This window comes from Pantoea pleuroti (assembly GCF_014156615.1).
GTDB lineage: Bacteria > Pseudomonadota > Gammaproteobacteria > Enterobacterales > Enterobacteriaceae > Pantoea > Pantoea agglomerans.
This window is the reverse complement of the sequence record NZ_SBFD01000003.1, coordinates 106771-126988: the sequence shown is the minus strand read 5'-3', so window position 1 is coordinate 126988 and position 20218 is coordinate 106771. Positions and strand designations below refer to the sequence as shown.

Annotated in this window: 17 protein-coding genes and 1 pseudogene; 12 read left to right on the top strand and 6 right to left on the bottom strand. The window is 56.7% G+C overall.

What is annotated here, in order from left to right:
- Window positions 1–7 precede the first annotated feature (7 nt).
- Window positions 8–769: a DNA-binding transcriptional repressor YgbI gene (ygbI, locus tag EPG66_RS08370; RefSeq protein ID WP_109650750.1), complete on the bottom strand. Its 762-nt coding sequence runs from the start codon at window positions 767–769 to the stop codon at window positions 8–10.
- A 266-nt stretch (window positions 770–1035) separates the two neighbouring features.
- Between ygbI and ltnD the strand changes: the two genes are divergently transcribed.
- The 5 genes from ltnD to EPG66_RS08345 all read left to right on the top strand — a co-directional run bounded on the left by ltnD (window position 1036) and on the right by EPG66_RS08345 (window position 6106).
- Entirely contained in the window at window positions 1036–1941 is a 906-nt protein-coding gene (gene ltnD, locus EPG66_RS08365; protein ID WP_061703786.1) for an L-threonate dehydrogenase, read from the top strand.
- Complete coding sequence (gene otnK / locus EPG66_RS08360) at window positions 1941–3203, top strand: 3-oxo-tetronate kinase (RefSeq protein WP_182686492.1); 1263 nt, start codon at window positions 1941–1943, stop codon at window positions 3201–3203. Before ltnD ends, otnK begins: the two co-directional genes overlap by 1 nt.
- The gene (gene otnC / locus EPG66_RS08355; RefSeq protein WP_022625000.1) at window positions 3196–3840 is read left to right on the top strand and encodes a 3-oxo-tetronate 4-phosphate decarboxylase; all 645 of its coding nucleotides are present in this window, start codon (window positions 3196–3198) and stop codon (window positions 3838–3840) included. The genes otnK and otnC overlap by 8 nt, the downstream gene beginning before the upstream one ends.
- Window positions 3840–4625, top strand: a complete 786-nt coding sequence (locus tag EPG66_RS08350) for an HPr family phosphocarrier protein (RefSeq protein WP_039389460.1) — start codon at window positions 3840–3842, stop codon at window positions 4623–4625. The genes otnC and EPG66_RS08350 overlap by 1 nt, the downstream gene beginning before the upstream one ends.
- A 125-nt stretch (window positions 4626–4750) precedes the next feature.
- Complete coding sequence (locus tag EPG66_RS08345; RefSeq protein WP_069025161.1) at window positions 4751–6106, top strand: GntP family transporter; 1356 nt, start codon at window positions 4751–4753, stop codon at window positions 6104–6106.
- Between the two features lie 58 nt (window positions 6107–6164).
- Here the strand turns inward: EPG66_RS08345 and sbcB are convergent, their stop codons facing one another.
- Window positions 6165–7592 carry an exodeoxyribonuclease I gene (gene sbcB, locus EPG66_RS08340; protein WP_069025160.1) on the bottom strand — a complete coding sequence of 476 codons (1428 nt, stop codon included), beginning with the start codon at window positions 7590–7592 and terminating at the stop codon, window positions 6165–6167.
- 1006 nt (window positions 7593–8598) lie between these two features.
- On the opposite strand from sbcB, the gene EPG66_RS08335 reads away from it, so the two are divergent.
- From EPG66_RS08335 to tmaR, 4 genes are all read left to right on the top strand, one after another.
- A complete protein-coding gene (locus EPG66_RS08335; protein WP_069025159.1) occupies window positions 8599–8835 on the top strand; it encodes a hypothetical protein in 237 nt (78 codons plus the stop codon).
- 340 nt (window positions 8836–9175) lie between these two features.
- Complete coding sequence (dacD, locus tag EPG66_RS08330; protein WP_031591310.1) at window positions 9176–10339, top strand: serine-type D-Ala-D-Ala carboxypeptidase DacD; 1164 nt, start codon at window positions 9176–9178, stop codon at window positions 10337–10339.
- Between the two features lie 267 nt (window positions 10340–10606).
- Complete coding sequence (locus tag EPG66_RS08325; RefSeq protein WP_010670945.1) at window positions 10607–11665, top strand: FUSC family protein; 1059 nt, start codon at window positions 10607–10609, stop codon at window positions 11663–11665.
- Window positions 11666–11825: 160 nt separating this feature from the next.
- Entirely contained in the window at window positions 11826–12152 is a 327-nt protein-coding gene (tmaR, locus tag EPG66_RS08320) for a PTS system regulator TmaR (RefSeq protein WP_004571340.1), read from the top strand.
- A gap of 93 nt (window positions 12153–12245) precedes the next feature.
- Here tmaR and EPG66_RS08315 read toward each other — a convergent pair whose 3' ends face one another.
- From EPG66_RS08315 to EPG66_RS08300, 4 genes are all read right to left on the bottom strand, one after another.
- Entirely contained in the window at window positions 12246–13307 is a 1062-nt protein-coding gene (locus tag EPG66_RS08315; RefSeq protein WP_083069000.1) for a LacI family DNA-binding transcriptional regulator, read from the bottom strand.
- Between the two features lie 129 nt (window positions 13308–13436).
- Window positions 13437–14351 (bottom strand): ketopantoate reductase family protein, encoded by a 915-nt coding sequence (locus EPG66_RS08310; RefSeq protein WP_083068998.1) that lies wholly within the window; start codon window positions 14349–14351, stop codon window positions 13437–13439.
- A gap of 185 nt (window positions 14352–14536) precedes the next feature.
- Window positions 14537–15310, bottom strand: a complete 774-nt coding sequence (locus EPG66_RS08305) for a phosphate/phosphite/phosphonate ABC transporter substrate-binding protein (RefSeq protein WP_083068996.1) — start codon at window positions 15308–15310, stop codon at window positions 14537–14539.
- Window positions 15303–16265 (bottom strand): fatty acid desaturase, encoded by a 963-nt coding sequence (locus EPG66_RS08300; RefSeq protein ID WP_182686490.1) that lies wholly within the window; start codon window positions 16263–16265, stop codon window positions 15303–15305. The genes EPG66_RS08305 and EPG66_RS08300 overlap by 8 nt, the downstream gene beginning before the upstream one ends.
- Window positions 16266–16473: 208 nt before the next feature.
- Between EPG66_RS08300 and EPG66_RS08295 the strand changes: the two genes are divergently transcribed.
- From EPG66_RS08295 to katG, 3 genes and pseudogenes are all read left to right on the top strand, one after another.
- Window positions 16474–17496, top strand: coding sequence for an LLM class flavin-dependent oxidoreductase (locus tag EPG66_RS08295; RefSeq protein ID WP_010247994.1), 1023 nt, complete (start codon window positions 16474–16476; stop codon window positions 17494–17496).
- Between the two features lie 115 nt (window positions 17497–17611).
- Window positions 17612–17794, top strand: a pseudogene (locus EPG66_RS22990) (hypothetical protein); the annotation flags it as partial.
- A gap of 187 nt (window positions 17795–17981) precedes the next feature.
- Window positions 17982–20201, top strand: a complete 2220-nt coding sequence (gene katG, locus EPG66_RS08290; protein WP_220495177.1) for a catalase/peroxidase HPI — start codon at window positions 17982–17984, stop codon at window positions 20199–20201.
- The last annotated feature ends 17 nt before the right edge of the window (window positions 20202–20218 follow it).

The window sequence follows — 20218 nt, the reverse complement described above, 5'->3', positions numbered from 1 at the left end:
CGACAGCTTAACCAGCCAGCACCAGTTCACAGCTCCCCGCACTTAACAACTCCCGCGCCGACTCACTCAGATGCGTATCTGTCACCACCCGATCAAAGCTCTCCAGCGGTAAAGCCAGAAACGTCGCAATCCTGTTGTACTTCGAACTGTCACTCAGCAATACCCGCTTACTGCTCACCTCACTCACCGCCTGCTTCACCATCACTTTATCTTCATCCGGCGTAAACAAGCCACGCGGCCCCCAGCAGGAGGCGGAAATAAAGGCAATATCAATGGCCAGATGACGCAGGCTGCGTGCCGCTGCCTCGCCGACACAGGAGCGGTTCTCACGGCAAACGGTGCCGCCCGTGTGAATAACCCGGCACTGACTGGCCTCCATCAGCAGATTCGCCACCATAAAATCATTGGTTACCACCAGCAAATCATCACGATCCACCACTTCTCTTGCCAGCGCTAACGTCGTGGTGCCGGCATCCAGGTAGATGCAGCTGTTACGGGGGATCTGTCGGGCGGCGGTGCGGCCAATGGCGCGCTTCTCCTCGTTGTAGAGGGTGCTTTTCGTCAGGTGTGACGGCTCAGCGGCCAGCCGGTCGGCTGAGCGCACGCCGCCGGAGACCGACAGCACGGCCCCTTGCTCCTCCAGTTTCTGCACATCACGGCGTATGGTCATGTGTGACACACCCAGCCGTTCAGTGAGTTCTGCAATGCTCACTACGCCACGATCGGCCACCAGCGCAAGAATCTGTTGATGACGTTCAACCGGAATCATATCGGCTCCCTGATAATTATCATTTTTTCACATTATAAAGTATCTGACGGTTAACCAGAACAGATAATAACAGCGGTAATTTTGGCATCAGCGGCGGTAACCGCACTGCAACAGGGCCAGCGCTGTGAATGTGGCAATGTTAAAAATTGTTCGGCTTCACATCGGGAATATTTTTTTGTGAGTGGCAACACATTTTTGCCGGCAGGAAGCTGGCAGGATTAACAGTAACAAACAAATAATCACTTAAATTAACAGGGGGGCGTATCGTGCCAGCTGAAAATATCTGCGTTATCGGGTTAGGTTCCATGGGCATGGGTGCTGCGAAATCCTGTCTGCGTGCCGGTCTCAATACCTGGGGTGTCGATTTGAATCCCGCCGCGCTTGAGAACTTACGTCAGGCCGGCGCGCGTGATGCGCAGCCTTCAGCATCCGCCTTTGCAGACCAGCTTGATGCCGTTTTGCTGCTGGTGGTAAATGCGCAGCAGGTTAACGCCATTCTGTTCGGTGAAGAGGGCCTGGCCGCAAAACTGCGTCCCGGCACCGTGGTCATGGTCTCATCCACACTGTCCGCCCGGGATGCGCAGCAGATTGAACAACAGCTGGCGCAATATCAGCTGCTGATGCTGGATGCACCGGTCTCCGGCGGTGCCGCTAAAGCGGCCAGCGGTGAGATGACGGTGATGGCGTCCGGCAGTGAAGCGGCCTTTACGCAACTGCAATCTGTACTGGATGCCGTGGCAGCCAAAGTGTATCGCGTGGGCAGTGAGATCGGCCTCGGATCAACCGTCAAAATTATCCATCAGCTGCTGGCAGGTGTTCACATCGCGGTCGGGGCAGAAGCGATGGCGCTGGCGGCGCGTGCCGGCATCCCGCTGGAAACCATGTATGAAGTGGTCACCAATGCCGCAGGCAATTCATGGATGTTCGAAAACCGCATGCGGCATGTGGTGGATGGCGACTACAGCCCGAAATCGGCGGTTGATATCTTTGTGAAAGATCTCAACCTGGTGGCCGATACCGCGAAATCCCTGCACTTCCCGCTGCCGCTGGCCTCAACCGCCCTCAATATGTTCACCGAAGCCAGCAACGCCGGTTACGGCCGGGAAGATGACAGTGCAGTGATTAAAATCTTCAGCGGCATCACGCTGCCGCAGGCTGAGGAGAAAATCTGATGCGGCTTGGCGTGATAGCGGACGATTTTACCGGTGCGACTGACATCGCCAGTTTTCTGGTGCAGAACGGGCTGACCACCATTCAGTTCAACGGCATTCCTGACAGCGAGGAAATCACAGAGGCGCAGGCGATTGTAGTCAGCCTGAAGAGCCGCTCCTGTCCGGCAGACCAGGCGGTTGCTCAGTCGCTGGCTGCGCTGGCATGGCTGCAGAAGCAGGGCTGTGAGCGCTTCTACTTCAAATATTGTTCCACCTTCGACAGCACCGCGCAGGGCAATATCGGTCCGGTAACCGACGCCCTGCTGCAGGCGCTGGGTGAAACGCATACGGTGATCTGTCCGGCGCTGCCGGTGAATGGCCGCACCGTTTATCAGGGCTACCTGTTTGTCGGCGATCAGCTGCTGTCAGAGTCTGGTATGCGGCATCACCCGGTCACACCGATGCACGACAGCAACCTGCTGCGGCTGATGTCATCACAGGCGAGGGGCAAAGCCGGGCTGATCGCTGCGGCACAGGTCGATCAGGGCGCTGAGTCAGTACGGCAGGCGCTGGGTCAGCTGGCGGCGCAGGGGATCAACTACGTCGTAACTGACGTCCTGCATCAGGAACATCTGTTGACCCTGGGCGAAGCACTGAGCGATCTGCGGCTGGTCACCGGCGGTTCCGGGCTGGCCATCGGTCTGGCACGGCAGTGGGCGACGGCTGAAAGTGATGCAAAAGCGGAGCAGGCAGGCCGTCCGCAGGGCGATCGCGCCGTGGTGCTTTCCGGTTCCTGTTCACAGATGACCAATCGTCAGGTCGCCGCGTACCGCCAGCTGGCACCGGCCTGCGAAGTTGAGACTGAACGCTGTCTGGAAGATGCCGGGGCTTATGCCCGGCAGTTATGCGACTGGGTGGAAGCGAACAGCGATCAGGCGCTGGCACCCCTGCTTTTTGCCACCGCTGACGCGCAACACTTGCAGGCGATTCAGCAGCGTTATGGTGCTCAGCGCAGCAGCGAAGCCGTTGAGCAGCTGTTTGCTGCCGTCACCCGCGAGCTGAAACGGCGCGGATGGCAGCGCTTTATCGTGGCGGGTGGCGAAACCTCCGGCGTGGTCGCGCAGAGCCTGGGTGTGACGGCCTTTCACATCGGTCCGACGATTTCGCCCGGCGTGCCCTGGGTGCGCGACATTCATCAGCCGCTCTCTCTGGCACTGAAATCGGGCAATTTTGGCGACGAAGATTTCTTCCGCCGCGCGCAAACGGAGTTTACTGATGTCTGAATCTTTCTCTTTAACGGAACAGCAGGCGCGTGACGAGATGGTGCGTCTTGGCGCTTCGTTCTTTCAGCGCGGCTATGCCACCGGCTCGGCGGGCAACCTCTCAATGTTGCTGGAGGATGGCAATCTGCTGGCGACACCCACCGGTTCATGCCTGGGTGAATTGCAGGGTGACCGGCTGGCAAAAGTCACGCCTGACGGCGAATGGCTCTCCGGTGATAAACCCTCCAAAGAGATTGCGTTTCACCGCGCGCTCTATCTGAATAATCCCGACTGCAGGGCGGTGGTGCATCTGCATAGCCACTACCTGACGGCGCTCTCCTGCTTACAGGGGCTGGACACGGACAACTGCATTCGTCCGTTTACTCCCTATGTGGTGATGCGTGTCGGTGATGTGCCGGTCGTGCCTTACTACAAGCCGGGTGATGGGCGACTGGCTGAGGATCTGGCGGCGCTGGCTCCACGTTACCGTGCCTTTCTGCTGGCGAATCATGGCCCGGTGGTAGTGGGGAAATCGTTGCAGGAAGCGGCAGACAATACTGAAGAGCTGGAAGAGACCGCCCGGCTCATCTTTACCTTAGGCGACCGCCCAATCCGTTATCTCAATGATGCCGAAGTGGCGGAATTAAGGAGCCGATAATGCCGAAGTTTGCTGCTAACCTTTCGACGCAATTTACTGAATTGCCGTTTGCTGAACGCTTCGCTGCAGCGGCGGAAGCCGGTTTCACCGCCGTCGAATTTCTGTTTCCTTATGACTATCCCGCCACGCAGATCAAGCAGTGGCTCGATGATAACCAGCTGCAACTGGTGCTGTTCAATACCGCACCCGGCAACGTCGCAGCGGGTGAGTGGGGCGTTTCGGCCATCCCCGGACGGGAAGCGGAAGCAAAGGCGGATATCGATCGCGCCCTGAGCTATGCGCTGGCGCTGAACTGCCCGCAGGTGCACATCATGGCGGCGACGGTGCCGCCCGACGCTGACCGTCAGCGCTACGTTGAGACCTTTATCAGCAATATGCGTTATGCCGCTGAGCGCTTTGCGCCGCACGGTATCATCCTGCTGATTGAGGCGCTTAATCCCACAACCAAACCCAACTATCTTTACGCCAGCCAGTATCAGACGCTGGAGATGGTCGAACAGATCGATCGACCCAATGTCTTCACTCAGCTCGACCTGTTCCATGCGCAACGGGTGGATGGCAACCTCAGCCATCTGATTCGCCACTATGCCGGACGCTATCGGCACGTGCAGATTGCTTCGGCACCGGATCGTCATGAACCGGATGAGGGTGAAATCAACTATCCCTATCTCTACTCACTGCTGGATGAGGTCGGCTATTCCGGCTGGGTGGGCTGCGAATATATCCCGCGCGGCAGCACTACCGCGGGTCTTGGCTGGTTTGCGCCCTGGGCGAGAAAAACCTGATTTAACGGGCTAAAAAAACCGGTGTTTCGGCACCGGTTGAGATTTTTTCGTCCTTTTTCTGACCCTGCACCTGTTTATTCTGTACGCTGATACTCAAAAAAATATAACAATTTCTGAGGTTTACTATGTCCACCGCACTGCTGTTAGCCATAGCGACCGCCAGCATCGTGATCCTGCTGCTGCTGGTCATCAAAGCCAAAGTTCATCCGTTTGTCGCCCTGTTAATTGTCAGTCTGCTGGTGGCTATCGCGACCGGCATTCCGGCTGAGAAAATCATGGAGACGATTATCACCGGGATGGGCGGCCTGCTCGGTCACATCACCATCATCATCGTGCTTGGTGCCATGCTCGGGGCGATTATTGAAGCCTCGGGCGGCGCTGAATCGCTGGCGCAACGCTTCAGTAAAACGCTGGGGCTGAAGCGTACCGTTGCGGCATTGACCATGGCGGCCTTTATCCTTGGCATCCCGGTATTTTTTGAAGTTGGCTTTATCATTGTTATTCCGCTGATTTATGGCTTTACCAAAGTGGCGCGGGTCTCGCCGCTGAAGTTTGGCCTGCCGATGGCGGGCGTGATGCTGACGGTGCACGTGGCGCTGCCGACCCATCCGGGCGCAGCGGCGGCAGCCGGGATCCTGCACACCGACATGGGATGGCTGATGATACTGGGGATCGCGATTTCCGTGCCGGTCGGGATCATCGGCTATTACGTGGCGAAATTCATGAACCGTCGCCACTACCCCCTCTCGGTAGAGGTGCTGGAACAGTTGCAGATGGCCAGGCCGGAAGGGCAGGAAAAGAAGAATGAACCGGCACCACCCGGTGCGCTCACCATCAGCGGCCTGATTGTGGTCCCGATTGTATTGATCGTGCTGGGAACTCTGTCACACACACTGCTGGCTGAAGGGAGTCTGCTGCGAAATGTCATGACCGTGATCGGCACACCGCCGATTGCCCTGCTGATTGCCTTAGGGCTGGCGGCCTGGCTGCTGGGCGTACGGCGTGGCTGGAGCAAAGATAAGCTGGAAGATCTGACCGGCCGGGCCATTCCCACCTCAGCCAGCGTGATTCTGGTGGCCGGGGCTGGCGGGGCATTCGGCAAAGTGCTGGTGGAGTCGGGCGTCGGTAAAGCGCTGGCAGTCACGCTCGAAACGCTGCATCTGCCGCTGGTGCCAGCGGCATTTATCCTGTCGCTGGCGCTGCGTGCATCACAGGGTTCCGCCACGGTGGCGATCCTGACCACCAGCGGTTTGCTGACCCAGGCGGTGACCGGCGTAACGGATATGCAACGGGTACTGGTCACCCTGGCGGCCTGTTTTGGCGGTCTGGGATTGTCGCATGTTAATGATGCGGGATTCTGGGTCGTGACCCGTTATCTGGGACTTTCGGTGGCCGACGGTTTACGCACCTGGACGGTGCTGACAACGCTAATGGGGCTGAGCGGCTTTGCGCTGACCTGGCTGGCGTGGACCGTGCTCTGATTAAGCAGCATCAGAAAGTCTGACCCGGCAGGCGATACCGGGTCAGACTCTTAGTGCTTCAGGAGACCAGCTCCTGGGCATACAGATAAAGCGCTTTAAGCTGTGCGAGTTTTTCTGCATCCGCTTCATGCAGATTCGCCAGACCTTCCAGTTCCTGCATAAACGCCTGCACCCGATCGGCATTAAGCACGTCACGACGATGCTGCAACCAGCGTTGCTGCTCGGCATCATCCAGCGTGCCGGGGAAGTTACGTGCCCGGTAGCGGAACAGCAGTTTCGCTACCCGCGCACTCTCAAAGCTCAGGTCCAGCGCAGGCAGATTCGCGGGCGCGGTCTGACGGATAATATTCATCCCCGCCCGGTCGGCATCACTGAAGAAGCCATCATAGAGTTGTGTGTCCACATCATCTGACGGTGTAAACGGCTCCGCTTCGGCAAACAGCGTGACCAGTTTTTCCCGCACGTCGGGCTGCTGACGCAGCAGCGCCAGATTCGCCAGGCAGTGCTGACGATCAATATTCAGCCGGGCCGCATCTTCAGGCCGCAGCGTACTGGCAGGCGCCAGCACCGGACACTTATTGATATGCACCAGTTTGACCGGCACCGCGGGCAGATCGCCGAGATCGTTTTTCGGCGTGTAAAGACGCTCACGCAGCGTGTCGGCATCCAGTTGCAGCAGCGGTGACATATCGCCCGCCAGATCCACCACGATCAGCGCATTGCGGTTATCGGGATGCCAGGCCAGCGGTACGATCCAGCTGGTGTTACCGCGCGCGGCACCGAACATGCCGGAGACATGAACCAGCGGTTTCATCTGCGGGATATCAATCAGGTTCATCAGCTTGTTTTTGTTACGATGGGTAAACAAAAACTCAAACAGTTTTGGCTGCTTCTCTTTCACCAGTTTCGCCATCGCCAGCGTGGCGTAAACATCGGACATGGCATCATGTGCATTTTCATGTGACACGCCGTTCGCTTTGGTCAGATGCTCCAGCCGGAAGCTGGGAAAACCTTCTTCATTCTCCGGCCAGTTGATTCCCTCGGGCCGCAACGCGTAGCAGGCACGCATCACGTCGAGCAGATCCCAGCGTGAGTTGCCGTTTTGCCAGGCCCAGCCATAGGGATCGTAAAAGTTGCGATAGAAGATATTGCGCGTCACTTCATCATCGAAACGCACGTTGTTGTAGCCCACCACACAGGTTTGTTCCGTGGTGAACAGCGCATGGATGCGTTCAGCGAACTCAGCTTCGATCACGCCGCGACTCATCGCTATCTGCGGGGTAATGCCGGTGATCATTACCGCTTCGGGTTGTGGCAGATAGTCATCAGGCGGACGGCAGTAGAACACTTCGGGTTCGCCGACCGGATTAAACTCACTGTCGGTGCGCAGGCCGGCAAACTGGGCTGGCCGGTCACGAGAGGGGCTGGTGCCGAAGGTCTCGTAATCGTGGAAGAGGAAAGTGGGCTGTACGCGGTCGTTATTCAAATTTCATATCCGTTCATTGCGTTCACTGACTTAATGAACAGAAAGCGATAAAACGGCTTTCTGTTCGCTCTGTATCCCTGTGCGCAGGCAGAATTTAGCTCTGATCATTATGTCTGATGCGCGCTGACTGCGGGTTCAGCCGTACAGAGCCATTATAGCGGCTCCGGACAGCGGCTGACGCCATCCCTGTATGGTAAACCATATTCCGGTACGACAAAAATTTCAGGCGCTGTGGCCTGAGTCTTCGCATATCTCCGGATAATGATCGTGTTTCACTTCCGCTACAGTCTGGTGCGTTAAAGGCCTCGCCACGCTCATTAGTTACCGAAAAAATCTGGCGGTAAGGTTACGCGGTTTACCTGAAGCAGTTGGGTGATCAAACGAAACTGTTAAAATAAAGTACGATTTAACATCTCCTTTTCAGGAATATAAAAGTACTGTGCGAATTATCGCAGGAATATATTTTTTTGAGGACGATTAGTACAATTTTATCATGAAAGTTTTTCAGAGTCTGTGTTTATAGAGTGCAACTGATTGTTTGTATTTTTCTTTTTTGAAATTTGGTTTGTTAATGATGGTTTTGAAGGCTCCAGCATTGAATGATATAAATAATAAGCGCGCGCGAAAAGTTGTTATTTCAGGATGAAAACTAATGGGAGAATAAAAATATGGAAATAGTGAGCCATGTGCAGTTAAAAAGCGTGGCGGGTGCAAGCGGTGCCTATGATCCGGCTTATGCTGGCGCTGGCGCCCGTCAAAGCCAGCATGGAGGTAACCATGGTAGTAGCGGCAGTAATGGAAGCCACGATATTTATGCAGGAACGGATAGCTGTGTTATATCCATTGGGTTAGGTGCTCTGGGCGGTATAAAAGGTGGACCACTGGGAGCACTAACCGGTGTCCTGTCAAACGGATATGGCACCTGTATTGGTAGCGCAAATAATGGTTCTGGTGGCAATGCAGCGCAATCCGGTTCCGGAAGTTGCTCTGGAGGAATAGGGGGCGTATGCAATTAGAAAAAAAGTCAAAGATATGCACCTGGTTGGTAGAGTTAGCTGTCATGGGCTTATGTCTGATATTAAATGTCTGTTTTTTGCATAGTGTCGGCATACTGGATTGGGGGTATTTTGATATTCCTGAAAATGTTTCAGGATACGCATTGTACCTGACCAGTTTTATCGGGACTTTGGTCATAAGCAAAAGGGTGGCTGACTTTTTTAATGCGATTTTATCAAAAGCCTGAGTGACTGAATGTAAAGCCCGCCCCGGTGGGCTTTTCTATATATAGCGTAGTGGTCGGGTATCATGCCGCCTGGACGGCAAACATAAAAATCCACTCAACCAACCCAGAGGATTGACACAGGAACATCGTTAGCGAGTTGTCGATGAGCCAAAAAACGCTCCGAACCGCTATGGCTATGTTTACAGGACGGCAAAGCGCCGGTTTTGAGCCTCAATCCGCAGAGCCAGTTCATACTTTTTTTCAATTTATTCAAACCTTCACAACGCTTTTGCCGTAAAACGTGCGGCTGTTTCCGTTTCGTTTTAGAAATTTTCTCTCCCGTGCAATTAAGGATGAAGTGTTGAAAAGGCGTCTGCTGTTCACCGTTACCGCTACTGTTTTTTGGGCCTCGCTGGCGCAGGCTGATGCGATTCCCTTTCCTGTGACGCCTCCGGCGATTGATGCGGCTTCCTGGGTGCTGATGGATGCCACCACAGGACAGGTTCTGACCGCTGGCAATCCCGATGAACGCCGTAATCCCGCCAGCCTGACCAAACTGATGACCGGTTACGTGGTCGATCGCGCCATTGACCAGAAGAAAATTAGCCGTGACGACATGGTTACGGTCGGAAAAGATGCCTGGGCGGCGGGTAATCCGGTGTTCAAAGGCTCCTCGCTGATGTTCCTGAAGCCAGGCGATAAGCTGAGCGTCCGGGATTTAAGCCGTGGCGTCATCATCGACTCCGGTAACGACGCCTGCGTTGCCCTTGCTGATTATGTTGCGGGCAGCGAAGCGAACTTCGTCGGCATGATGAATCACTACGTTGAGAAGCTCGGCCTGCAGAATACCCATTTTGAAACGGTTCATGGTCTGGATGCGCCGGGTCAGTTCTCCAGCGCGCTGGATATGGCGAAACTGTCACGCGCCATTATTGATGGTGAGCCTGACTTTTATGCCATGTACAGTGAGAAGACCCTGACCTGGAACGGCATTACCCAGAACAACCGTAATGGTCTGCTGTGGGATAATAATCTCCACGTTGATGGGCTGAAAACCGGTCACACTGAGACCGCGGGCTTTAACATCATCGCCTCGAATGTGGTGGGCAAGCATCGCCTGATCGCCGTCGTCATGGGCGGTAAAAGCCCGAAAGGCCGCGAAGAGCAGGCGCGTAAACTGCTGGTCTGGGGCCAGAACACCTTTGATACCGTTCAGCTGTTCCATGCCGGTAAGAAAATTGGCAGCGAAAACGTCTGGTACGGCAATCCTCATGAGGTGGATGTGGGTACCGCAGAAGATGTTTATCTGTCACTGCCGCGCAGTGAAGTACAGAACGTGAAAGCGAAGTACGTGATCGATCGCAAAGATCTGGAAGCCCCGCTGAAAGCCAATGAGGTCATCGGTGAGATTCAGGTGATGGATAAAGATCAACAGATTGCCCATTATCCGCTGGTGGCACTGAGTGCGGTTGAACCCGCAGGTGTTATTACCCGCCTGACGGATTATCTCAAGCAGAAGTTCTGATTAGCCGATTGTCAGTACTAAAACGGGTAGCCTGCGGGCTGCCCGTTTTTACTTGCGCGCAGGCGTACTCTGAGCGTGTTACTGAGAGCCGATAAAGGTTAAAAAATCGAATTAAGTTATTTTTAATTTCCGGGCAGGTATGTGAGGCGGATGTTGATAATTGTAAGCGAACGTCAAAACTGTTTTGAAATATCCGGCCCGCGCTAAGCCTGAGCCGCGTTCAGCGTTAAGATAGCCACACCATGTTCCCGCAACCGGAAAGTCATTTTGCGTCCCGATAAGCCCATATCAAAACTGGAGTTCTGGTTTTATCGCCATTACCGCTCCGTCCACGGCGTGCGTATTGCCATCGCCTTTTTGCTCTGCTTTATCTTTGTGCGGGCGACCGATATCCCTGAAGGCACCTGGCCGCTGATTACGCTGGTGGTGGTGATGGGGCCCATCTCCACCTGGGGAAATGTTTTTCCGCGCGCGCTGCAGCGCATCAGCGGCACGGTCGCCGGGTCAATATCCGGTCTGATTGCCCTGAAGCTGGAGCTGATCTCGATGCCGATGATGCTGGCCTGGTGCGGCATCATCATGATGATCAGCGGCTACCTGACGCTGGGCAAACATCCCTACATGGCGCTGTTGATCGGGATTACGCTGAGCGTGGTCGTGGGCGCACCAACCGGCGATTTCACGATGGCACTGTGGCGCGGCGGTGATGTGATCCTGGGATCGCTGATGGCGCTGCTATTTACCGCTATCTGGGCACAGCGTGCCTATACACACTGGCGCATTCAGCTCTCCGACGCGCTGGCGGAAATGGCAAAAATCTATCACGCCGGTTTCTCACCCAACCTGGTTGAAAAGCCGCGCCTGAACAAGCCGCTGGGCAAATTGCTGAGCAGCGTGATCAAAATGCGGGCGCTGCTGGAGCCGTCAAGCAAAGAGACGCGCATCCCAAAATCGGTGCTTGAAGCGATTCAGACCATCAACCGTAATATGGTTTACACCATTGAGATGCAGATTAATGCCTGGTGGGCATCGCGCGAGAGCCATCTGATTATGCTTAACGCGCCCGCATTGCGCCGCACTCAGCAGATGACTGAGAACACGCTGCGGGCGCTGTCGGTCATGGCGATTGAAGGGGAAACGGAAGAGGTGGTGGCTAACAGTCACGAGCTGACTGAAATCAGTGGCGAACTGCGGCGACTGATCGCGGAAGCGGGCAGCGAAGGTCTGGAGGAGACGCCGATCTACGGCTACGTCTGGCTGACGCTGGAACTGGCAAAGCAGCTGGAACGGATGACCGACCTGATGCGAATGGCGCTGCGCAAATAATCACCTCAGACAATGACTTAATGTGAAACAGGGTTTCTTTGCGCTAAGATAAGAGCCAGTCTGAATTTAGCTGTGAAAATTGCTTACCTGGCGGGCTAGCCGCTAAGCTGATCGTTTTGACTCTCTCCCTGCGTCAGCAGGCTCAAAGAAAGGTGCCATCATGGAAAATGCCAAGCAATCATTTCAGGACGTACTGGAGTTCGTGCGTATGTTCCGCCGCAAAAACAAACTGCAGCGTGAAATTGTCGACAACGAGAAGAAAATTCGCGACAACCAGAAGCGCGTACTGCTGCTCGACAACCTGAGCGAATATATCAAACCCGGCATGAGCGTTGAGGCTATTCAGGAAATCATCGCCAGCATGCGTGTGGATTATGAAGATCGCGTGGATGAGTACATCATCAAAAACGCCGACCTGTCGAAAGAGCGTCGCGAGCTGTCGAAAAAGATCAAAGCGATGGGCGTGGGCGAACACCCGAAAGCGTAAGGGCAGATAGCAGCGCGCAAGCGCCAGACGTCCTATGCCAACCCGCATCCACTCCGGTGGGGCGGGTTTTTTATTGCCTGCGTCAGCGCAGCGTTATTTTCCCGCCAGCCTGCGGGCGATCACCTGTAACTGCTGTGACAGCGCCACTAAATTGATCCGCTCATCAGCAGGCGGGGCGGTGGTCTCCCGGATCACCAGCGTGGTTTCCAGCGCGTTGTCTGACGCCTCCTCTCCCTGAAGCCGGGCCAGCATCCGCTCGACGCTCTGCGCGCCAAGAGCGTGCAAATCCTGCCGCACCGTGGTCAGCGGTGGCTGATACCACGCGCTCTCGGCGGTATCATCATATCCAATTACCGATATCTCGCCAGGAATGGCTACGCCATGCTGATGCAGAGCCCGCATCGCACCCAGCGCCATCTGATCGTTCGCGACCAGCAGCGCCTGCGGCAGATCGTCAGGAAGCTGCGCCAGCAGCGCCTGGTAACCCGACTGCGCGCTCCAGTCGCCGCGCAGAGAACAGTGCGGTGTCAGCTGATGATCGGCCAGCGCCTGACGCCATGCATTTTCACGCTGACGGGCCGAGACCGAGCGCAGCGGCCCGTTCAACAAACCAATCTGACGATGACCCAGCGCCACCAGATGTTCAACGGCGGCACGGGCGCCAGACTCATTCGGGTACTGACACTGCGCTACCGCCGCCTGGGGTTCGACATCCAGAAACAGCACCGGTTTGCTGCCGCAGAGCAACTGGATCTGTTGCGCCTCATCTGCCTCCAGCGGCAGGTTGATCAGCAGTCCATCGACCCGCTGTGCCAGCAGTTCATTCACCGTTGCTGCCGCATCGTTACCACTGTCCATGGCGATCACCAGATGATAACCCGCCCCGGCGGCGCGCTGCTGGATCGCCGAGGCGATCTGCGCAGGAGCCATCAGGGCCAGGTCGCTGGTGGCCAGACCCAGCGTGCGCGTCGCCTTACCGGCCAGCTGCTGCGCCACACGATTCGGCACATAATTGAGCTGCAGCATCGCCGCCTCAACCCTTTCCCGCGTGCGGGCTGACACCTGTTCAGAACGGTTTAAAACACGTGAAACGGTTTGATATGAGACGCCGGCCAGTTGAGCGACATCATCGAGGGTCACGGAGCGGGAAGTCATTGAACTCTCCAAAAAATGAAGCGACGAGTGTAGCAAATTTTCCTGCTGCACTGCTGCTGCACACCACACTTTCGCGACCACAAAAACCGGGTCCGTTGCGGCACCCGGTCACGGAACCCGACAGAGTCATTAACGCTGCTGCAGATAGACCTGAAGGTTTACATCCACCGCGTTAAGCAGTGGCGTGGCAAGACTATGGCGTTTCGCCCGCAGCAGCAGGTCACCTATCACCTGATCGGCTTCGATATCAAAGCCCTGGATTAAATCGCGGTACATTGAGGAGGTCATCGGGGTAGCCGGATCGCTTAACAGCTCAAGAATGCGGGCAGTGGCCGCCGGACGCGTCTGATAGCCTTCGGCAGTAATGACTGACAGAATCTCCGAGAAAACACCCTGTAACAGCGCTTCGCCGCCGCGCGAGGTGAGTATCTGTTGGGTATTTCCACGCGCCAGGCAGCAAACCGCGCCGAGCGTGCTCAGCAGCAGCCACTTTTCCCACAGCTCATCCATGATGTTATCGCTGAATCGGGTATCGACCTGACAGTCACGCAGCGCCGCATCAACCCGCTGTAGTCGCGCATCGTTGTGGCCGTCCAGTGCGCCATAATAGAGCTGATGCAGCGGCGTCATCTGGATTACTTCACCATTGTCACCCAGCGTCGCGTTGATTTTGCACAGGCCGCCAATCACCTTATCTTCGCCGAAACGCTGTTGAAGCGTTGCGATGTGCCGCAATCCGTTCAGAATCGGCATGATCAATGTTTCCGGGCCCACTGCAGGTGCAATATCCTCCATCACCTGATCAAGGGCAAAACTCTTCACCGTGACGATAATCAGATCATAGTGGCCCGTCAGGCTGCTCGCCTGGGCCAGCTGCGGCTGTAGCGTTTCAGTGCCCTGCGGTGTCTGCAATACCAGACCGCTGGCCTGTAGCTGCTGATAACGCCGTTCACGGACCAGAAAAGTCACGTCCTGGCCGGCCTGAGCCAGCCGTGCACCAAAATATCCGCCGGTCGCGCCGGCGCCTGCCATCAGAATGCGCATCCCACTCTTCCTCTGCTGAAAACCTCTACCTTAGAACGCCGTGACCGGGCTTACCAGACTTAGCCTCGGTCAGAGCGCGTCGGGGAGCATGAAATGAGAGGCCGGGAAAGCGCGGGCAGGGAGGGGGCGATGCAGAGAAATCAGATTTTCCCTGCCCGGTCAGCAGGGCGAAACAGAGGAGTGTATTACAGCCGGGTAACGCCCAGCGCGGCGGCCTGCTGTTCCCACGCCTGCACGCCCTGATAATCGTCTCGCTGCACCGGGCTGAATCCGCCGATCAGGTTATCGTCGCAGGCGGTGCGCCAGGCGGGATCGTTCACCAACTGATGCAGCGCGATGCGGAGTCTCTCCAGCCGGTCCACTGACGTCGGGGCTGCCGTAATCAACGGCAATCCGGGGGCGGCTGGCGTTTCACCGATGATATGCAGGCCGCGCAGCGCATCCGGCTCATAGCGCGCCAGCAGTGCCCAGCTGACGCAGTCGATAGCCGCGATATCCGCCTGTGAATCACGCAGCGCCGCCAGCGACTGACGATGGCCGCCGCTCAGCAGCAGCTGCGAAAACCTCACGCCCTGAAGCGCTGCCACAAACCGCAGCGCGTTATAGCCGGAGTGAGAGTCCAGGCTGTTAGCCACGGCCCGCCGGCCGTTAAAATCGGCCAGCGTCGCCTGTTTATCCCGCGCCACCAGCCAGCTGCGATAGTCACGGCCGGTGCAGCCTGGGGCCTGATAGTGAAAGGTGCCGACCAACTGAACCGCAGGAAGCTGGCTGACCAGCGGATAGCCGCAGGTCTGGCTCAGCAGCAACCGGTTATCCTGCCAGTGTGTCAGCAGATCCTCAGGCCAGACCGGCTGCGTGGCAATGCCCTGCTGCGTCAGCAGGGTAACCACAGCCTGCATCAATGCCCGGGTGGCGGGCGGGTGAATCGCATACATCGGCAAGGCGAGCAGGTTATTCATGCGTTTTCTCCGCTGATCGTCCCGGATGGACATTGACCCCGACCGGTCGGGCCCAGAACTGACGCAGCCAGACCCGATAGCCCGCCACGCGAAAGCCATGATTGCGCTGGTAGTAATGATCGCGGTCGCGCAGATAGAGGCGACGCAGGCCATACCAGGGGACGCCGGGGAGGTCGTGATGCACTGAATGGTAGTACAGATTCAGGAATAGCATGCGCCATGGCCACGCCGCTTCATTATTCACCGACCGTGCCAGCGGATCGTCCGCCGCACGATGCTCATAGAAGGAGCGCACTTTGGTCAGCGCCAGCGCCGGATAACTCACCGCCAGCAGATACCACAGCGGCGAAAATCCCTGCCGCGCCATCCAGAAAAACAGCAGTGCCAGCAGCGTCCCGTGCAGCAGCCACATCGCTATCGCGGATCGATCGCCACGGCGCAGTGCCTGCCACATCCCGCCGAAGGTCGCCGCCACATCCAGCAGCGGGCCGAGCAGCAATCGTCCCAAAAAAGTGTTACGCAGATGAATCAGCTGCTGCTGCCAGCGCCGTAACTTCGCCCAGCGAGCAGGGGAGAGGTAGTAGGTTTCCGGATCCTCATCCGGCTCGGTCAGGGTGTGATTGCGATGATGGGCCAGGTGAGAATCGCGATAGAGCCCATAGGGATACCAGACTGCCAGCGGCAGGGTGCCAAATAGCTGATTCACCCGCGGCCAGCGCGTGGGATGCCCGTGGATCAGCTCATGCTGCAGCGACATATACCAGCCAGTGAAGACGATCAGCAGCAGGGTGGCGGGCAGCTGTCCCAGCATCTGCGCGTTCAGCATCACCGAAAACCAGCCGCCATAGATCACACCGATTAGCAGCCAGGTCGGCATTTCGCTGCGCCAGAGCCAGCTGCGTGCGCGCGCTTTAAGCCAGGCGCGCTGCTGTAGAGAGAGATAACCGGTGTGCATGATTCACCTGACAGCGGAAGCGGGAATCTGAACAGTGAAAGAAAGGGCGGGCAAAGGCAAAGTGGATAATCTGCTTAGCTATGTCGAAATTCCTGAATATGGCGCTGAAAGATATTGACTATCAGTGGCGGCTCCGGGGGCGTAACCTTTCTCTATCAGAAATCGCCTTGCATCCACGGGTGTTTACCGCCTGTCAGGAGAAATACAGATGAAAAATATTGGCTTCTTATCCTTTGGTCACTGGACGCCTTCGTCGCAGTCCGCCACCCGTACCGCACAGGATGTGCTACTGCAATCGATCGACTTAGCGGTCGCCGCCGAAGAGCTGGGCGCAGATGGCGCTTACTTCCGCGTCCACCATTTTGCCCGCCAGCTCAGCTCGCCATTTCCGCTGCTGGCTGCCGTTGCAGCGCGCACCAAAACGATTGAGATCGGCACCGGTGTCATCGACATGCGCTACGAAAACCCGCTCTACATGGTGGAAGACGCCAGCGCGGCAGACCTGATTTCCAATGGTCGTCTGCAACTGGGTCTGAGCCGCGGTTCACCTGAGCAGGTAATCGATGGCTGGCGCTACTTTGGCTTTGAACCGAAAGCGGGTGAAAGCGATGCGGATATGGGCCGTCGTCACACTGAAGAGTTTCTGGAGGTGCTGCGCGGCGAAGGTTTCGCTAAGCCAAATCCACAGCCCATGTTCCCGAATCCGCCTGGCCTGCTGCGTCCCGAGCCGCTTTCAGAAGGCCTGCGCGACCGCATCTGGTGGGGATCCGGCTCCAACGCCACCGCAGAATGGGCGGCAAAAATGGGCATGAACCTGCAAAGTTCAACCCTGAAAGATGATGAAACCGGCGAGCCGTTCCACATTCAGCAGGCTAAACAGATCCGCGCCTATCGTGAGGCCTGGAAAGCAGCGGGACATCAGCATGCGCCACGCGTCTCGGTCAGTCGCAGCATCTTTGCGCTGGTGAATGATATGGACCGCGCGTACTTTGGCCGCAGCGGTAACGACCAGGATTCCGTCGGCTTTCTCGATGAGAAAACCCGCGCTATCTTTGGCCGCAGCTATGCCGCCGAGCCAGAGGCGTTAATTAAGCAGCTTGCGCAGGATGAGGCGATTGCCGAAGCTGATACCCTGCTGCTCACCGTGCCTAACCAGCTTGGTGTCGCCTACAACGCCCATGTGATTGAGGCGATCCTGAAGTATGTCGCCCCGGAACTCGGCTGGCGTTAAGTGACAGAGCGCCCTGAAGAGCAGGGCGCTGTGAGATCCACGGCAGGCGCAGATGACAAAGCGCCTGCCGTGATCCTGCTGTAAACGCGCTTCATCACTCCTCGCTTTTTCTGGTTTATCCTCCCTGAACTTCTCTCTGGCGTTTATTCCACTGACACACTCGGCGTTCTGAGGAACGCTGGCCTTTACCCTGATTGGTAGCACGCTGGTTTTCCTGCCCGCAATGTACGCTATCTGGTTCCGCATCCGCCTGCCGGGCAGCAAAACGGCAGTTGTGAAACCGGCGCTGTCGGAATAGTCTCAGGGTGATGGTTGCCGCTTCGCTGCTCTTTACAGCCTGTCGGCTACCGTCAATTCATTGTTTTAAGCTTTTGAAGAAGGCGTATAAAAAGGTAAAAGCTATCAAACAGATAGGATGAGACAGGTGTGCGTTCCTGAAAATCCTCTATAGAGTAGCGATGAAAATACAAAAAAGAGGTGTGACCATGAGCAATTCCATTGATGAAGATGCAAAAGATGCAAAGCCTATTGTCGAAGCCGATCGCGAGGCGCCTGAGGGCAAATGTCCTTTTCATGCTGGTAAGCCACCTCAGGCTAATCAGGCGCCGGGCGGCGGAACAACCAACCGCGACTGGTGGCCTAATCAACTCCGGGTTGACCTGCTGAACCAGCACTCATCGCGTTCGAACCCGCTTGATGAATCCTTCGATTACCGTAAAGAATTTGCCAAATTAGATTACTCAGCGCTGAAAGCTGACATCAAAGGGTTGCTCACCGAGTCACAAGCCTGGTGGCCCGCTGACTGGGGCAGCTACATCGGCCTGTTTATTCGTATGGCCTGGCACAGCGCCGGAACCTATCGCTCCGTGGACGGACGCGGTGGTTCAGGTCGTGGTCAGCAACGCTTCGCCCCCCTAAACTCCTGGCCAGACAACGTCAGTCTGGATAAAGCGCGCCGCTTACTGTGGCCGGTTAAACAGAAATATGGTCAGAAGATCTCTTGGGCCGACCTCTACATTCTGGCGGGCAACGTCGCGCTGGAAAACTCCGGATTCCGTACCTTTGGCTTTGGTGCCGGACGTGAAGATGTCTGGGAACCGGATATGGATGTGAACTGGGGTGAAGAAGCCGCCTGGCTGGAACACCGTCACCCGGAATCCCTGGCGCAGTCACCACTGGGCGCTACCGAAATGGGTCTGATCTACGTGAACCCGGAAGGGCCTGAACACAGCGGCGATCCTGCCTCTGCGGCCCCGGCTATTCGCGCCACTTTCGGCAACATGGGCATGAACGACGAAGAGATCGTGGCATTGATTGCTGGTGGACATACGCTGGGTAAAACCCACGGTGCCGCACCGGCCAGCCACGTCGGAGTTGATCCGGAAACTGCACCGATTGAGGCGCAGGGCCTGGGCTGGGTCAACAACCACGGCACGGGCGTTGGCGCAGATGCGATTACCTCTGGTCTGGAAGTGATCTGGTCTCAGACGCCAACCCAGTGGAGTAACTACTTCTTCGAGAACCTGTTCAAATATGAGTGGGTTCAGACGCGCAGCCCGGCGGGTGCCATCCAGTTCGTGGCAGCTGATGCCCCGGACATTATCCCGGATGCGTTTGACGCTGCGAAGAAACACAAACCGACCATGCTGGTCACCGACCTGACGCTGCGTTTTGACCCGGAATTTGAAAAGATTTCGCGTCGTTTCCACAACGATCCGCAGGCGTTCAATGAAGCCTTTGCCCGTGCCTGGTTTAAGCTGACTCACCGTGATATGGGGCCAAAAGCGCGTTACATCGGACCTGAAGTCCCGCAGGAAGATCTGATCTGGCAGGATCCGCTGCCTGCACCGGTTTATCATCCAACCGTGGCGGATATTGCGCAGCTGAAAGAGAAGATTGCTGCAACCGGCCTCAGCGTCAGCGAGCTGGTTTCGGTTGCCTGGGCTTCGGCATCAACCTTCCGTGGCGGCGACAAACGCGGTGGTGCCAACGGTGCCCGCCTGGCGTTGCTGCCGCAGCGCGAGTGGGACGTCAATGCCGTCGCAGCACGCGTGCTGCCAACGCTGGAAGCGGTGCAGCGTGAAGCGCACAAGGCTTCACTGGCAGATGTGATTGTGCTGGCGGGTGTGGTCGGCGTTGAGCAGGCGGCGAAAGCAGCTGGCGTTGAAATTGAGGTGCCATTTACTCCGGGACGTGTTGATGCGCGTCAGGATCAGACTGATATCGAGTCGTTCGATCTGCTGAAACCGCGTGCAGATGGTTTCCGTAACTACGGTACTGGCTTCGGCAAAACCACCACCGAAAATCTGCTGATCGATAAAGCGCAGCAGCTGACCCTGACCGTGCCGGAATTAACGGTGCTGGTTGGCGGGATGCGCGCGCTGGGTGCTAACTTTGATGGCAGCCAGCACGGCATCTTCACGCACCACACAGGGACGCTGAACACAGACTTCTTCGTGAATCTGCTGGATATGCGTACCGAGTGGAAAGCCGCTGATTCGACCAATGAGAAATTCATTGGACGGGATCGCGTCACTGGCGAAACCCGTTTCACCGGCACGCGCGCCGATCTGGTGTTTGGTTCCAACGCGGTGTTACGCGCCTCGGCGGAAGTCTACGCCAGCAGTGACGCCCGTGAAAAATTCGTCAAAGACTTTGTTGCCGCCTGGACCAAAGTGATGAATCTGGATCGGTTTGAACTCTGATTGCTGTTGACGTTGTA

Excerpts from the sequence above, each read along its gene's own strand:
- EPG66_RS08350 (WP_039389460.1), top strand. The coding sequence starts at position 3,840 with ATGCCGAAGTTTGCTGCTAACCTTTCGACGCAATTTACTGAATTGCCG.
- EPG66_RS08345 (WP_069025161.1), top strand. The coding sequence starts at position 4,751 with ATGTCCACCGCACTGCTGTTAGCCATAGCGACCGCCAGCATCGTGATC.
- EPG66_RS08295 (WP_010247994.1), top strand. The coding sequence starts at position 16,474 with ATGAAAAATATTGGCTTCTTATCCTTTGGTCACTGGACGCCTTCGTCG.
- EPG66_RS08310 (WP_083068998.1), bottom strand. The coding sequence starts at position 14,351 with ATGCGCATTCTGATGGCAGGCGCCGGCGCGACCGGCGGATATTTTGGT.
- tmaR (WP_004571340.1), top strand. The coding sequence starts at position 11,826 with ATGGAAAATGCCAAGCAATCATTTCAGGACGTACTGGAGTTCGTGCGT.
- EPG66_RS08305 (WP_083068996.1), bottom strand. The coding sequence starts at position 15,310 with ATGAATAACCTGCTCGCCTTGCCGATGTATGCGATTCACCCGCCCGCC.
- EPG66_RS08300 (WP_182686490.1), bottom strand. The coding sequence starts at position 16,265 with ATGCACACCGGTTATCTCTCTCTACAGCAGCGCGCCTGGCTTAAAGCG.
- otnC (WP_022625000.1), top strand. The coding sequence starts at position 3,196 with ATGTCTGAATCTTTCTCTTTAACGGAACAGCAGGCGCGTGACGAGATG.
- EPG66_RS08315 (WP_083069000.1), bottom strand. The coding sequence starts at position 13,307 with ATGACTTCCCGCTCCGTGACCCTCGATGATGTCGCTCAACTGGCCGGC.
- otnK (WP_182686492.1), top strand. The coding sequence starts at position 1,941 with ATGCGGCTTGGCGTGATAGCGGACGATTTTACCGGTGCGACTGACATC.
- ygbI (WP_109650750.1), bottom strand. The coding sequence starts at position 769 with ATGATTCCGGTTGAACGTCATCAACAGATTCTTGCGCTGGTGGCCGAT.
- EPG66_RS08335 (WP_069025159.1), top strand. The coding sequence starts at position 8,599 with ATGCAATTAGAAAAAAAGTCAAAGATATGCACCTGGTTGGTAGAGTTA.
- katG (WP_220495177.1), top strand. The coding sequence starts at position 17,982 with ATGAGCAATTCCATTGATGAAGATGCAAAAGATGCAAAGCCTATTGTC.